Below are 14,355 nucleotides of genomic sequence, written 5' to 3'. Positions count from 1 at the left end.
AGGACACCGATCCGATGACCGGATTCACCGACATCACTTACGAGGTCGACAACGGGCTGGCAACGATCACCATCAACCGCCCCGACCGATACAACGCATTCCGGGCCCAGACGGTCGACGAACTGATCATGGCGTTCAAGCAGTCGTGGGCCAGCAGCGATGTAGGGGTCATCGCCCTCACCGGTGCCGGCGACAGGGCCTTCTGCGCCGGCGGCGATCAGAAGCAGCGCATGGAAACCGGTGACTACGGTCCGTCCGCCAGCGGCCTCTTCGAGGTCGACTCTTTGCATCGGGTTATCCGCGACACCCCCAAGCCGGTCATCGCTGCCGTGAACGGGCTGGCCATCGGCGGAGGCCATGTACTCCATGTCCTCTGTGATCTGACCATCGCCGCGGACACGGCTCAGTTCGGGCAGAACGGTCCTCGAGTAGGGTCCTTTGACGCAGGCCTAGGTTCGGGTTACCTCGCTCGAGTTGTCGGCGAGAAGCGCGCCCGCGAAATCTGGTTCATGCTGCGTCGTCTCTCCGCACAGGAGGCACTCGAGTGGGGCCTGGTGAACAAGGTAGTGCCGGCTGCGGACCTCACGGCTGAGGTCCGAGCCTGGGCGGACCAGATGCTCGACTTCTCCCCTACCGCCCTCAAGGTACTCAAGCAGTCGATGAATACCGACACCGAGCATTTCGTCGGAATCGGCAGCATGGCCTACTCCACGCTGGAGATCTTCGGGGACACGCCGGAGGCCCGCGAAGGCATCACTGCCTTCAACGAGAAGCGCAAGCCGGACTTCGCACCGTACCGCGGGAAGTAGCGATGCAGTTCACCCCCGAACAGCGAGAGTTCGCGGCCGCGGTCGCAGAATACTGCAGCCGCGAACTCGCGACGGTCGCGCAGCGCGATGCGGTCACCAACGATGGCACCCTGTCCAATAGCCCGCAGGTCCTGGCCGCCATGTCCGATCACGGCTGGCTCGGCGTCTCACTCCCTGAGGAGTACGGAGGTGCCGGTGCAGGTTTCGTCGACGAGTGCATCTTCCTTGAGGAGTCTACGCGGGGGCTCGCACCTGTCACCGCCTACTCCACCGGACTCACCGCGGCGCAGACGTACCTTCGGTGGGGATCCGAACAGCAGAAGAAGACCATCGTCACCAACTTAGTCGCGGGCAGACTCGAGGCGATCGCCCTCAGCGAACCCGGCGCCGGTTCCGACCTTGCCGGGATCAGGGTCACGGCACGGCGCGATAGCGACCGGTACGTGATCAACGGCCAGAAGACGTGGATTTCGGCCGCGCATACGGCAAAACACATCTTAGTGCTCACCCGTGAGGACACCAGCGGGGGCCGGCACGAAGGCATGACGTTGATGATGGTGCCGACCGACGCGGCCGGACTCACCATCCGTGGTATCGAGACGATGGAGCCCCATACGTGTAACGACGTCTTCTTCACCGACGTCGAGGTTCCGCTCGACGCCGTGGTCGGCGAACCAGGCCGGGCCTGGTGGCAGCTCATGCGCGGGTTGTCCATCGAACGACTGATCATCGCCGCGATGAGCGTGGGGGCCGCCCGCCGTGCCGTCGACGACGCGCTCCGGTACGTCAAGGAACGCGAACAGTTCAATCGGCCGATCTCGTCGTTTCAGGCAATCCGACACCGAATTGCCGACTTGGCGACCGATGTCGACTTCGCCCGGGTGTACCTCTACAGTGCCACCGCCAAGGTCGACGCCGGCTCCGAGGACGATCTGGCCAAAGAATCAGCAATGGCTAAACTCCGGTGCACCGAAGTCGCCAAACAAGCCACGCTCGAAGCGATGCAGTTGATGGGCGGAGCCGGATACACGCGCGAGTACGGCATGGAAGCACAGGTTCGGCGGGCCTTGGCCCCGCCGATCTACGGCGGCACCAACGAGATTCAGCGCGAGATCATCGCAAAGACCATCGGTCTCTAACGCGGTCACGATACCAAACGAACACGATCCCCCGACACTAGTGAGGTAATGATGAGCACCAACTCCACCTTCTCCGACCGCTTGCTCGCCGACAAACGGATACTCATCACCGGTGGCGGCACCGGCCTGGGCCGCGGTGTAGCACGCCACCTGGTAGAGCACGGCGCCGAAGTGCACCTGTGGGGCCGCCGTGAGTCCGTCCTCGCCGAGGCGGCGGCCGAGGCCACGGCCGACGGCCCCGGTTCGGTGCACTTCCACACGGTCGACGTGCGTGATTACGACAGTGTCGACAACACCATGGAGAAGATCTGGAGCGATCACGGTCCGTTGACTGGCGTCGTCAACAACGCCGCGGCCAACTTCATCGCCCAGACTAAGGACTTGAGTCCGCGAGCCTTCTCGGCGATCACCAGCACGGTGATGAACGGAACGTTCCACACCACCCATGCGGCAGGCAAGCGATGGATCGCCGAGGGTCTGCCGGGCTCGGTGATCTCGACGCTGACAACCTGGGTGTGGACCGGTTCGGCCTTCGTGGTGCCCTCGGCGATGGCGAAGGCGGCGGTCCATTCGATGACCATGTCGTTGGCCGTCGAGTGGGCCAAGTACAACATCCGGGTCAACGCTGTGGCCCCCGGGCCGATCCCTACCGACTATGCGTGGGAGATGCTCAACCCGACCGACAAGAGTTCGGTGGGTGCAACGCAGACCGATCAGATCCCGGCCGGTCGTGCCGGCACCATCGAGGAACTGGCCAACCTGAGCATGTTCCTACTCTCGGACGCCTGCGACTACCTCACCGGTCAGACCATCGCCATGGACGGGGGTCAGATGCTCGCCGGGCCGGGAACTTTCGCCGGTCTGACCTCACTGACCGATGCCGACTGGAAGCAGGTCCGTGAGACCACCCAAGCTGCGTCTGATCAAGCGAAAACCCAGCGTACCGTCTGATCCGGTCTACGCATCACATTCGCCGTGGGTGGCGCCTTCCGTGCCCGCCCACGGCGATCCTCTTTTTCGGTAACTAGTTGCATGAGGTCGTGACGTTGGTTACACCAGCCGGCGTTCGGGAGGCGGGCGGCTGCCCGTCGGCGGCTCCGTGAGGAGGATGGTCGTTGTAGTGAGTGTTCCAGATCTGAAGGGCTTGTGCTCGTTCGTCCTCTGAAGTCCAGGTGCCGGGCGTAGAGGAATTCTTCGGCGAGGATTCGGTTGTAGCGCTCGACTTTCCCGTTGTGGCGTGGCGTGTATGGACGGATGCGTTTGTGTCGGGCTCCGTGTAGGGCGCGGCGAAGGAATCCGATTGCGGTCACGGCTTTTCGTCCGGCAGAGCCTCGGTGTAGGCAAGACGGGTGTGACAGTCGACGGCGGAGTGCAGGTAAACGTATCCCCGGCGGCCGGTCTTGGTCTTCGTTCGTGCCGCAGCGCGGGCCTGCTCGGAGTCACGGCCGTGAACGCGCCACCCACCGCCATCAGCGATACGCCCGACCTTCTTCACATCCAAATGCACCATGTGCCCGGGCCGTTTGGCGACGATCACCTGCGGTCTGCGATTACCTTCTCCGTTGGGGTCGATGAATCGTCGCCGCTGGAGGCCGAGCCGGGCCAGTATCCGGGAGACGGTGCGGCGGGTGATCGCGGTGCCATCGTCGTTGAGCTCGAAGGCGATCCGCGAAGCAGGCCACTTGTGGTCGCGCCTCTATCGCTCGATCTGCGCAACCATCTCCGACGGGGTCGCGTCGGCTGATGACCCGGTGTTGAGGATCGATCGTGCACACCGGTGCCACCGGAGCGGCGATACCGGTTGACCCATTTCGACGCGCACGCCCGGGAGATACCCATTTCGGCGGCAACGTGAGAGATCGGGCTCGTGCGACATCGCTCGATAAGCCGCCGTCTGCCTTCAATAGTGAGCGGTGCGTTCGCGTGCGTCACGATCCGACCGCCAGGTCGACCATGTAGATCGCCGAGACCACTGCCAGCGCCAGATAGACGCCGGGGAAGGCGATGTTGTAGAAGACGCGGGCCCTGATGTGGGCATAGATGGCACCGATGTAGAACAGGACCAGCCCGATCCCGGCAGCGACGCCGAGCCACGGAAGAGCGAGGAGGCCAACGACTAAACCAGCAGCTCCGGCCAGCTTCAATGTCGCGAGGTAAGGCAGCACGTTGGCCGATAGGTTCACTTCGGCGGAGTTCTTCAGCACGAATCCCGCTTTGGCGTAATCGGCGACAACGATGAAGGCGTTCGCCGCAATGCACACGATGGCGCCAATAAAGAGCGTTGTGGTCATGCGCTGTACCTGCCCACAACGGTGCACGGGCGCGGCGCAGGATGATCATCAGTGTAAGTAGGAAGCCAGCTGCGGAAGGCTGCAGCGGCGGGAATCGACGGAAGCGGATTCTGTACTCCGTCTGGAAGTTCGAGGACCAGGATGAAGACTGGTTCGTCGTTCGCCTGCAGTGCGATGTACTGCATTTGCTGCGGGGCAGCTGCGTGCATACCGGTGAAGAACGCCTCGATCTGTTCAATGACCGCGGCCCTCCGGCCGAGGCTGGTATGGAATCTGATCATCTGTACGCTCATTGGCGATCGTCCCCTCGGGATCGTGGTTGTCGGATGCGAGATTGGTGGTCTCGTCTGACTCGACGTCTCACGCCTCGGAAAGGTGACATGTTGTGGTTACGTTTGCGGAGTTCGAAGCGGTCCGGCCTCGATTGGTCGCAACAGCGTTTCGGCTGCTCGGATCAATCCACGATGCAGAAGACGCAGTGCAAAGCACGTGGATCAAAGCATCGGTGACAGATACCACTACCCTCCGCAACCCGGCAGCCTGGTTGACCACCGTGCTCACCCGCGTGTGCCTCGACCAACTACGAATGGTGCGCCGTCGCTGTGAGGAACCGGTACTAGCAGACCTGCTTCCGGCGGAGTCCGTCGCAGCAGATGAACGCTACCTCAAGCGAGAAGACATCTCTCGGGCGTTGATGGTGGTTCTCAACGCTCTAACGCCAGATCAACGAGTTGCGTTCGTTCTGCACGATCTGTTCGATGTTCCGTTCAGTGACATCGCGGAAGTGCTTGGTACTAGCGGAGACAACGCGAAGAAGCACGCAAGTCGTGCCCGTATACGGATCAGGCAAACAGAAATCAGGCCAGCGGAAACTACCGTCGACAGTGTCGTCGTAGACGCCTTCATCTCTGCAAGTGCCGGCGGTGATATCCGCCGGATGCTCGACCTAATGACCGAAGACTGCGTGCGCGTCGCCGACACCACCCTTATCCCCCGGGGCACACCGGCCGTGGTCACCGGCTCCCGCCCCGTAACCGAAGAGACGACGCTGTTCGCAGACCGAATCCGGGCCAGTACACCCATGCTCGTCAATGGCCATCCCGCCTACGTAATCGCACCCGGTGGCCACCGCCTGGCTGTCATCAACATCACCACCAGGGAGGGCCGCGTGGCTCAGATCGAGATCACCCGACGCCTGGTGCACGCGGAATCTGCACGTCCGTCAACAACGTCCTGACCCGCATCAACTAGTCCCCGTTCAGCTACCTGCAGTCGTTCGGCCAATGGCGGCGCAACCGCGTTGAGACAGGAATCGGCAGGCGCCCCGCTCGACGAGAAGTTCGCGGAAATTTCGGACGACACCACGATCCGCGACCCTATACGGCCGAACGCAGCCGTTCAGAGTGGACGATGCGACGCACTTCAGACGTGTACGTCGGAGACTTTCGAACGATGCTGCGACGCTTTAATCAACGCTGCTCTGGCCTGCATTGTGCCGCGGAGACATTCGAGACCGCACTCTCGTGCCATTGCGCGCCGCGATGCCTGCCGTCGCGATCCAGACGGGGCCAATTCCAGACGGGGCCGAACCCATTGACCTCGAAGTCGACGACGGCCCGGTGATCGCTTTCGCAATACACCGGGCCGCCAACACCGCATCGCACCTGCCAGACGGATCACGCTGTGCGAACTGCGCCGAGGTCTCGCAATCCGACTGACGACCTATAGGGTAGGCCGGTACTGATAGCGCGAACTGCGCGTCAGCGCGAATTCGAAAATCCCCGAACCAGAAACGCCGTCGACGTCGAAGACGCACAACCGGTCGGTTAGAGCGGATTCGAGCACCTTCGGCGACACCGTCCCATCCAACGGAAAGACATTGGATTCGACGTGGTCGACACCTTGGTCATTGCCGTGATGGCCGCCGTAGCCGGCCCCGGCCATATAGCCGCCGCCGGAACGGGCGTCAGCGCTCATCCGGTAGGTCTTGCCGCCAGCGGTGCGCACCAAAACTGTGCCTTCCACTAGATCCAGCCCATCGGAGAAGCTCAATGCGTGCTTGACGTCGACCACCGGATCCAGCGAACCGTTGGTGTGCATAACGGCACCCTCGAGCAGGAGTCGCTGATGATCACGCGTCTCCACCAGGAGGAAACCGACGGCGAATTCGGGGAACTGCGCCTGGTACCAGATGTGCACGCCCTGCCCACCGGACATGGTCCGCACCCCGCGCGATCGGTCGCGCTGGCCGTACCAACCGTCCACCGAGGTCGTCTCACCGTCGATACTCAAAGTCCCGGTGTACAGACCGGACTGGAAAAGATGGTCGAAAGAGGTCGGTGTCCCCGACGTGTTCTCCACCGCCACCTCACCGAACCACGCCGGGGTTCGCGCCCGCCAAGTGATGTCGAACTCGAGGCCGATCTCGTTGGGTGCCAGGCGCAGTCGCCACTGTTGATTGGGTTCGACCAGCTCGAACCGGAATGGTCCGGCACCGTCGACGTCGGCGGCGCTGAGTTTGCTGGCATACCGCAGGTTGCGCTGATCGGTGTCGGTGCTCACCACCACGAAGCCGTCGACGGTGTCCTTCAGCGGATACCGGCCATGCCCCATGATGATCGACGGCCCCCCGCCCGCGACCGGGTGCATGTTGAACATGAAACGGTCGAAGAAGCCTTCCGATAGGCCCTCGGTCTCCCTGCCGACGAGCGGATCGTGGAACTGGTGAGTGGTGGACGTAGACATCAACTCTCCTAATTGCTGGCTGAGATCAAATACTGACTGAAGTCACGTACGGATCGCCGATCACGAGATCACTGGTCCCGTGCCGATGACGTCGACGGCGTCTGCGAGGAAACGCTGCACCAACTCCGGGTCGGCGTAGTACGTGTCACCGATACCGTCGAGCACCCGGCGGCGGCTGTGTTCGTAGAGCACGGCGAGCTTCCACAACGCCAGCACGATGTACCAGGACAGGTTCGACAGGTCCCGCCCGCTGCGCTCGGCGTAGCGGGCCAACAAGTCTTCTCTGGTGGGGAAGCCTGGTTCGAGCATGACCAAACCCAGCTCGGCGGTGGGGTTGGGGTGGTGACCGGAGACCGGGATCGTCGCAGCCAGATAGCCGACGTCGAGCAGCGGGTCGCCGAGGGTGCACAGTTCCCAGTCAAGTACCGCGTCAACGCGACCTGGAGCGTCCTGCCCCAGCACCACGTTTCCGATCCGAAAGTCGGCGTGCACCACCGCGGCACCGGATTCCGGTGGGGTGTTCGCCCGCAGCCAGGTGTCGACGTCGACGAACTCGTCAGGCAGCCCGCCATTCTCGTCCTCGATGAGCCGACGCATTCGGGCGACGTGCCGGGCGTTGAAGCCCTCGGGTCGGCCCAGGCCGCCCAGCCCAACTGCCGCGTAGTCCACGCTGTGGAGTGCGGCGAGTGTGTCCACTAGCGCGTGTCCGACCTCGCGGCGGAGGTCCGCAGTGTTGAGCGGATCGGGCAATGCGGTGGTGACCACTGGTCCGGCCGCGAAGGACATGACGTAGAGCGGGACGTCTATCACCTCGTCGGCGTCGGCGGTCGCCAGAATCGTCGGAACTGGCACCTCGGTACCGGCCAGCGCCGACATGATTCGGGCCTCGCGCAGCATGTCGTTGGCCCCAGGCGGAATCGGCGGCGGCGGCGGCCGCCGAACGACCACTCGCTGCGTGCCGTCTGTGACCAGATAGGTCAAGTTTGAATGTCCGTCGCCGATTCGACGTGCGACGATCTGCCCTTGAACCAAGCCGCGGTCGACCAGAAAGGTCTGCAGTCGGCCCAGATCAGCGGAACTCCACTCCCAGCTCATCCCTTCACCGTCCCGTGAACTGAGACGCGCGCTTCTCTTTGAACGCGGCGAGTGCTTCAGGCATGTCATCGGTGCGGGTCAGCAAGGCTTGTCCTCGGTTCTCCAGCTCTAACGCCGCCTCGTACGAACCGATCTCGGCGTTGCGTTGGATGGCCCGCTTGGACATCCGCACCCCACCCGGGGAGTTCTCGGCGATCTGGCGACACATCTTGAGTGCCTCCTCCATCAGGTCCGCACTGGGAACTACCACGTTCACCAGACCAATTCTCCTGGCTTCGTCGGCCTTGACCAACCGCGCAGTGAAGCCGATCTCGGCGGCCCGGGCCGGGCCGACGATGCGGGCCAAGTTCACCGAAGTACCCAGCTCACCCATCGACAACCCGACCTTGACGAAGGCCGCGCTGAGCTTGGCGGTCGGGGCGGCGAGCCGGATGTCGGCAGCCAGCGCCAGAGCGAAGCCACCGCCAGCGGCCGGACCGTGGATCGCGGCTATCACCGGGAACGGCAGGTGCCGGATCGACTGGATGCCGCCAGTGGCGGTCTCTTGAAACTTGAGGAATTCCCGCACGCCCATCTCGGTGATCACCGAGATCTCATCTAGGTCGAAGCCAGCGCAAAAGGCACGTTCGCCGGTGCCTGTGACGATCAGTGCGCGAAGACCGCTGTCCCGAAGCGCCCGGCCCGCCGCCAGGTACTCGTGAAACATTTGCACGGTCTGGGAGTTCATCCGCTCAGGACGATTCATCCGTAGGACGCCGATGCCAGGTTCGGCTTCGGTAAAGGTCAGGGTCTCCAGGTTCGGGAAGTCGATGGGCATGTCCCCGTCCTCTCATGTTCGGTGGTGGTACGTGTGCGACCGACCGGGCGGTCAGTTGCCCTGGAAGACTGGAGGCCGCTTCGCCTTGAAGGCGGCGAGCGCCTCGGGCATGTCTGAACTGCGCGTCAGGAGGGCCTGCCCACGATTCTCCAACTCGATCGCCGCAGCGTAGGAGCTGGCTTCGAGGTTGGCCTGCAAGGCGCGCTTGGATAGCTGAACCCCTCCTGGGGAGTTGCTCACGATCTGCTCGGCGAGTTCTAGTGCGCCCGCCACCGCATCATCAGTCACGTGATTGACCAGGCCGAACTCGACGGCCTCCTCGGCACCGACCATGCGTCCGGTGAAGCAGACTTCGCTGGCCCGGGCCGGGCCGATCAACCGAGGGAGCAGCCATGAGACACCAAGGTCGCCTGCCGATAGCCCGATCTTGACGAACGCCGCGTGAAATTTCGCCCCCGGCGAGGCCACGCGGACGTCAGCGGCCAGCGCGAGCGAGAAGCCACCGCCGGCCGCGGCACCGTTGACCGCGGCAATCAGCGGGACGCGCATACCTCGCAACGCGACGAGCGCCCGGACTGCGCGTTCCTGCTGATCGAGCATGCCCAGCGCGCCGAGGTGCGGCAAATCGTCGGCGTCGGCGAGGTCGTAACCGGAGCAGAATGCCTTCCCAGCGCCGGTCAAGATCACCACGCGTAAGTCATCCTCGGCGCCCAGATCCCACGCCAGTTGCTCCATCTCGCGGAACATTGTGTTGGTCATCGCGTTGTATCGGTCCGGCCGGTTCAGGGTCACCAGGACGATGCCCGGCTTCACTTCCTCGACCAGCATCGTCTCGAACGTCTTCTTCACGGTCTGCATCGCTTGTCGCTCCTGTGGTCAGCGGAAATTCGGGCGGCGTTTGGCGACGAAGGCTGCGATACCATTGGCAGCCTCGCCGTCGGTGAACAGTTCCTGGATCTGGTCGACCTCGTAGCGAGCCCCCTCGACCAGCGGCAGGTCGAAGGAGGCGTCAACGGTGCGCACCACCGACCGTTGCGCGGGAAGCGACGGCCCAATCAGTTCGGTCGCCAGCTCACGAGCCGCCACCAGCACATCGCCGTCGGTAAGGCGGTCGGCGAGGCCGATGCGGTATGCCTCGTCGGCCGGTACCTGCCGGGCGGTGAGCATGATGTCCAGCGCTCGGCTGCGCCCGACTAACCGCGGGAGTCGCTGGGTGCCGCCTGCACCGGGTATCAGGCCCAGTTTGACCTCGGGTAGCCCGAACTTGCCACCGCCCCCGGCGACTCGCAGCGTGCAGGCCATCGCCAGTTCGAGACCGCCACCGAGGGCGATGCCGTCGACCGCGGCGATCGACAACCACGGCGAAGCCGCCAACCTGTCGTTGACTTCGCGCATTTTGTCGCCGTAGGCCATAAAGCTGACCGCATCGATTGCGGCCAGGTGCTTGATGTCGGCACCAGCAGCGAAGAATCCGGGAATTTCTGAGCTGATGATCATGACTTTGACGTCACCGGCGGCTTCAGCGAAATCCATCACGCCGTGCAACCCGTCGAGCAGTGGTAGGCCGAGTGCGTTGGCCGGGAGTCCGTTCATCCGAACTTCGAGAATTCCACCCTCTACCTCGTCCCAGGTGACCACTTGCTGCCGTGCCATCTCAACCTCTTCGTCTGCGCGCCGCAGCGCTGGAATCATCTCGTGTGCCTCAACGGCCCTGCCCGGCGAATGCCGCTGGCCTGACGCTAGCTCGGAGACCCAATCAAGTCAACCATTACTTTGGTATGGCCAAATATCCGAGGTGCGAACGGCGAGTCGACAGCCAGGTCCGTGGACATCGCTGGTAGATTAGGTAGGACCATTTAAACGAACGTGTGGGAGACTCATGCCAGAGGGAACCAACTCGAGCGCGGTGGAGCGCTACCCGGTTCAGCTGCAGCCCATGTCGGTGCCCAAGGCCTCCGACGTGCTGGCCAACGACCTGCGAGAACGCATCCTTCGTGGCGACTTCCCCGCCGACACCGCTCTGCCCCCCGAGCGGGAACTGGTCAATCAGACCAAGATGAGCCGCACCACGGTTCGCGAAGCCCTGCGAATCCTCGAAGTACAGGGCCTGGTGACGATCAAGACCGGACGATCCGGTGGCGCTTTCGTCCAGTTGCCGGGCGGCGACTCAGTGGCGACCTCAGTAAGCTTGCTCATCCGCGGACAGAAGCTTCGCCTCACCGACCTGCTGGAAACTCGCGAAGCAGTCGAACCAGCCTGCGCCGCCCCGGCCGCCAAGTATCGAACCGATGAGGACCTCGCCGCCCTCGATGCAGCCAACGACGCGGTAGGCGACCTCGATCTCCCGCTCGAGGAGTTCCTGCAGGCCAATGTCGACTGGCACCTCGCTGTAGCCCGCGCCAGCCACAACGAGTTACTCACCGGCTTCATGACCGCACTCTCGAAGGCCATCTACAGCTCCACCGAGAACACCGCCTTCGTCGACACAGAGGTCCGCAAGACCACCTATCGCGCGCACAAGAGCATCACCGATGCCATCCGGGCCGGCGATTCCGCGGCCGCAACCCGGCGGATGACCAAACACGTCCACGGCTACGCCGAGGCGGTGGTGCAAGTTGAGGAGCGCACCGAGATCACGCTCGACCGCACCGGTGCGACGACGTCTTCACGGCATGTGGGCCGCCGAGACCTGCCCGAGTCAAGCGGAGACCAAGCGTAAGCCGTCGGGTCGAACAGTCAAGTCTGCTGTCCCGCGCCTAGATGCTCGCGCAGCCCAGACACGATGTGCCTGTTGGTCTGCATGGTCTGCTCGTCGCTGAGCCCCCACGGCGGGGCGATCAAGTCCAGGTGGTCGAATCCGGCGGGCAGCCGACTCAGCTCCCGAGCCAATTCGTGCGGTCGGCAAGTGATCGCAATAGTGTCAATCATCTCGTCGGTCACCCCCGCGACGAGCGCCTCGGTGTCGCCGTCGCGAGCCGCCTGCCGAATCACCTGCTGCGCCGAACTCCAGCCGTGCAGTTCGAACAGCCGGTCGTACACCCGCGAGGCCGCGTACTGCCCAATCGCATAGGCCGCCTGGCGGCGAGACCGTTCAACATCTTCGTCGATCGCGCACATCCGAATGCCCATGATCGCGACGTCCGCCGGGTCCCGGCCGGAGCGGCGCGCACCCGCCGCGATCTCCTCGGTCACCGGCCCCCGAACGTAGTCGGCGGTGAACATCGGATGACCGACCAGACCGTCGGCGTGCTCGCCTGCCACCCGAAGCATCAGCTTGTTGACACCGGCGATCCAAATCGGAATCTCCGAGCGCACCGGCTGCGGCACGCCAGCGGCCGGAACGATATGGATCGAATAGAACCGCCCGTCATGGTCCACCGGCCCGTCGTGCAACCGCCACAGCTTCTTCATTACCGTCAGCAATTCAGCCATTCGGGCCGCCGGCGCCTCACCAGTGACCCCGTGCCAGGCCTCCATCATCTTCGGCGTTCCGTTACCCAGCCCCAGGATGACACGACCGCCGGACAGTTCGTCGAGGTCGCGGGCCTCGGCTGCCCACATCAAGGGAGTGCGACCTACCCCGTAGGCGATGTTGGTGCCGATCGATATGGTCTCAGTACCAACGGCCAAGGCAGCCATCGGGATCGTGGCCGAGCGGCTATAGAGTTCGCTCGTCCAGACCGCAGCACACCCAGCAGCCTCAGCCTCTCGCGCGAACTCGGTCATGGTGTCGAACCGTTGCCGCCCACGACCCACGCCGGCAGCATTGACTCCGAAAGTCGTCACAACTCATCCTTTCAGGTGGCGGTACTGCTCTCTGATCATGGCCGTCGAGGGAATCGGCCGAACTGAGGTAAGCGCTTTGCCTTGAAAGCCTCGCGCCCTTCTTTGGCCTCCTCTGTGGCGTAGAACAGCAAGTTCGCGTCGTGGGCGAGCTGCTGGATACCGGACAGACCGTCCTCAGCTGCGTGGAAGCTCGCCTTCATCAGCCGCAACGCCATCGGCGAGAGCTCCAGCATTCGCCTGCACCAGACCACAGTCTCGGCTTCGAGGTCAGCCAACGGCACCACGATGTTCACCAGGCCGATCTCCAGCGCCTCCGCGGCGTCGTACTGGCGGCACAGGAACCAGATCTCCTTAGCTTTGCGGACGCCCACCATATCGGCGAGCAGTCCCGCGCCGAAACCGCCGTCGAAAGAGCCGACCTTGGGTCCCACCTGGCCGAGCCGGGCGTTGTCCGCGGCAACGGTCAAGTCGCAGACGATCTGCAGCACGTGTCCGCCTCCGATCGCATAACCGGCCACCATCGCCACCACCGGCTTCGGCAACCGACGGATCTGTACCTGCAGGTCGGTGACATGGAACCGGCCCACACTGTCCGGCCGGTCCGGCTCGGTCAAGTAACCGGTGTCGCCGCGGACTCGCTGATCTCCACCGGAGCAGAAGGCTGCGTCACCCTGACCGGTCAGAACGATCACGCCGATCTCTGGATCCTCGCGCGCCAGGCTCAATGCGTCCGAGACCTCCATGAGAGTCTGCGGCCGGAAAGCGTTGTGCACCTCCGGACGGCAGATCATGATGCGCGCGATACCGTCCGCAGTGCGCGAGTAGTCGACGTCCTCGTAGCGACGGACGGTATCCCACTGCACCGGCTCCACGGCATGCACCTCAGTAGTCATGCCACTCACGCCATGGTCAAGCCGCCGCTGACCGACAGCGTTTGACCGGTGATGTAGCCGGTGTCGTCGGACGCGAAGAAGGCGACCGCAGCAGCGATGTCGGCAGGCTGAGCCAGCCGCTTCATCGGCACCGCGCGGGTCATGCCGCCGAGCACCTTGTCGGCATCCTGACCAGAGTTGTCAGCGAATTTGCGTAGCGCCGGAGTATCGGTGGGACCTGGGCACACAGTGTTGACCGTGACGCCTTTGGTGGCCACCTCACGGGCGAGAGTCTTGGTGAAGGCGATAATGCCGCCCTTGGCTCCGGAGTACACCGCTTCCATCGACGAGCCGACTCGGCCTGCGTCGGAACCGATGTTGATGACCCGGCCGAAGCCGCGCTCCACCATGCCCGGCACGACCGTGTGATTGACCCGCAATGCGCCTTTGAAGTTGATGTCGAGGATCTTGTCCCAGAACTGCTCAGTGGTGTCCAGGAACTTCATGAAGTCGTCCCAACCAGCGTTGTTCACCGCGATCTCAATTGGGCCGAGCTCCGTGGTGATCTGCTCGATCGCGCTGCGCACCGCTGCTGTGTCGGTAACATCCATCGACACCGCAATGGCGATGCCGCCCTCAGATACGATCGCTTCCGCGGTCTGCTGAGCGACTTCTAGATTCAGATCGGCCACAACAACCTTGAAGCCGTCTACGCCGAGCCGACGGGAGATACCCTCGCCGATCCCCTGAGCGCCGCCGGTGACGAGGGCTACGCGATTACTCATGATGATGTCCTTTCGA

The 14,355-nt window shown here is 63.6% G+C and carries 15 protein-coding genes and 1 pseudogene; 5 read left to right on the top strand and 11 right to left on the bottom strand.

The genetic code is table 11. The features are described from left to right. Window positions 1-14: 14 nt before the first annotated feature. Genes MP11Mi_RS11680 through MP11Mi_RS11670 form a run of 3 tightly spaced genes read left to right on the top strand, consistent with a single transcriptional unit; the run spans window position 15 to window position 2,899 of the window. A complete protein-coding gene (locus MP11Mi_RS11680; protein WP_420039085.1) occupies window positions 15-809 on the top strand; it encodes an enoyl-CoA hydratase-related protein in 795 nt (264 codons plus the stop codon). A 2-nt stretch (window positions 810-811) separates the two neighbouring features. Next, window positions 812-1,948, top strand: coding sequence for an acyl-CoA dehydrogenase family protein (locus tag MP11Mi_RS11675; RefSeq protein WP_420039084.1), 1,137 nt, complete (start codon window positions 812-814; stop codon window positions 1,946-1,948). Between the two features lie 51 nt (window positions 1,949-1,999). Continuing rightward, on the top strand, window positions 2,000-2,899 hold the full coding sequence (locus MP11Mi_RS11670; RefSeq protein ID WP_420039083.1) for an SDR family oxidoreductase: 900 nt from the start codon (window positions 2,000-2,002) through the stop codon (window positions 2,897-2,899). Window positions 2,900-2,972: 73 nt separating this feature from the next. Here the strand turns inward: MP11Mi_RS11670 and MP11Mi_RS11665 are convergent. The 3 genes and pseudogenes from MP11Mi_RS11665 to MP11Mi_RS11655 form a co-directional block, all read right to left on the bottom strand. After that, window positions 2,973-3,880 (bottom strand): annotated as a pseudogene (locus tag MP11Mi_RS11665) (integrase core domain-containing protein). Then, window positions 3,877-4,239 carry a DoxX family protein gene (locus tag MP11Mi_RS11660; RefSeq protein WP_420039082.1) on the bottom strand — a complete coding sequence of 121 codons (363 nt, stop codon included), beginning with the start codon at window positions 4,237-4,239 and terminating at the stop codon, window positions 3,877-3,879. The pseudogene MP11Mi_RS11665 and the gene MP11Mi_RS11660 overlap by 4 nt, the downstream one beginning before the upstream one ends. Then, window positions 4,236-4,532 carry a hypothetical protein gene (locus MP11Mi_RS11655; RefSeq protein ID WP_420039081.1) on the bottom strand — a complete coding sequence of 99 codons (297 nt, stop codon included), beginning with the start codon at window positions 4,530-4,532 and terminating at the stop codon, window positions 4,236-4,238. Before MP11Mi_RS11655 ends, MP11Mi_RS11660 begins: the two co-directional genes overlap by 4 nt. Before the next feature lie 92 nt (window positions 4,533-4,624). Between MP11Mi_RS11655 and MP11Mi_RS11650 the strand changes: the two genes are divergently transcribed. Continuing rightward, entirely contained in the window at window positions 4,625-5,476 is an 852-nt protein-coding gene (locus MP11Mi_RS11650; protein WP_420039080.1) for a sigma-70 family RNA polymerase sigma factor, read from the top strand. Between the two features lie 485 nt (window positions 5,477-5,961). On the opposite strand, the gene MP11Mi_RS11645 is transcribed toward MP11Mi_RS11650, so the two are convergent. The 5 genes from MP11Mi_RS11645 to MP11Mi_RS11625 are packed head-to-tail and all read right to left on the bottom strand — an operon-like array spanning window position 5,962 to window position 10,588. Continuing rightward, window positions 5,962-6,984 carry a DUF7064 domain-containing protein gene (locus MP11Mi_RS11645; protein WP_420039079.1) on the bottom strand — a complete coding sequence of 341 codons (1,023 nt, stop codon included), beginning with the start codon at window positions 6,982-6,984 and terminating at the stop codon, window positions 5,962-5,964. Window positions 6,985-7,044: 60 nt separating this feature from the next. After that, the gene (locus tag MP11Mi_RS11640) at window positions 7,045-8,079 is read right to left on the bottom strand and encodes a phosphotransferase family protein (RefSeq protein ID WP_420039078.1); all 1,035 of its coding nucleotides are present in this window, start codon (window positions 8,077-8,079) and stop codon (window positions 7,045-7,047) included. Window positions 8,080-8,083: 4 nt separating this feature from the next. Next, complete coding sequence (locus tag MP11Mi_RS11635) at window positions 8,084-8,896, bottom strand: enoyl-CoA hydratase/isomerase family protein (RefSeq protein ID WP_420039077.1); 813 nt, start codon at window positions 8,894-8,896, stop codon at window positions 8,084-8,086. Between the two features lie 51 nt (window positions 8,897-8,947). After that, the gene (locus tag MP11Mi_RS11630) at window positions 8,948-9,754 is read right to left on the bottom strand and encodes an enoyl-CoA hydratase/isomerase family protein (RefSeq protein ID WP_420039076.1); all 807 of its coding nucleotides are present in this window, start codon (window positions 9,752-9,754) and stop codon (window positions 8,948-8,950) included. Between the two features lie 18 nt (window positions 9,755-9,772). Continuing rightward, window positions 9,773-10,588: an enoyl-CoA hydratase/isomerase family protein gene (locus MP11Mi_RS11625; RefSeq protein ID WP_420712782.1), complete on the bottom strand. Its 816-nt coding sequence runs from the start codon at window positions 10,586-10,588 to the stop codon at window positions 9,773-9,775. A gap of 187 nt (window positions 10,589-10,775) precedes the next feature. On the opposite strand from MP11Mi_RS11625, the gene MP11Mi_RS11620 reads away from it, so the two are divergent. Next, window positions 10,776-11,615, top strand: a complete 840-nt coding sequence (locus MP11Mi_RS11620; protein ID WP_420039075.1) for a FadR/GntR family transcriptional regulator — start codon at window positions 10,776-10,778, stop codon at window positions 11,613-11,615. 17 nt (window positions 11,616-11,632) lie between these two features. On the opposite strand, the gene MP11Mi_RS11615 is transcribed toward MP11Mi_RS11620, so the two are convergent. From MP11Mi_RS11615 to MP11Mi_RS11605, 3 genes are read right to left on the bottom strand one after another with little or no spacing between them, the layout of a single operon-like run. Further along, the gene (locus MP11Mi_RS11615) at window positions 11,633-12,682 is read right to left on the bottom strand and encodes an LLM class flavin-dependent oxidoreductase (protein WP_420039074.1); all 1,050 of its coding nucleotides are present in this window, start codon (window positions 12,680-12,682) and stop codon (window positions 11,633-11,635) included. 35 nt (window positions 12,683-12,717) lie between these two features. Next, entirely contained in the window at window positions 12,718-13,575 is an 858-nt protein-coding gene (gene menB, locus MP11Mi_RS11610; RefSeq protein WP_420039073.1) for a 1,4-dihydroxy-2-naphthoyl-CoA synthase, read from the bottom strand. Window positions 13,576-13,580: 5 nt separating this feature from the next. After that, window positions 13,581-14,339 (bottom strand): SDR family NAD(P)-dependent oxidoreductase, encoded by a 759-nt coding sequence (locus MP11Mi_RS11605; RefSeq protein WP_420039072.1) that lies wholly within the window; start codon window positions 14,337-14,339, stop codon window positions 13,581-13,583. Window positions 14,340-14,355 lie beyond the last annotated feature (16 nt).

Origin of the sequence: Gordonia abscondita (assembly GCF_032711245.1) — a bacterium.
Classification (GTDB): Bacteria; Actinomycetota; Actinomycetes; order Mycobacteriales; family Mycobacteriaceae; genus Gordonia.
The sequence above is the reverse complement of the archived record's forward strand: the minus strand, read 5'-3'. Positions and strand labels throughout refer to the sequence as shown.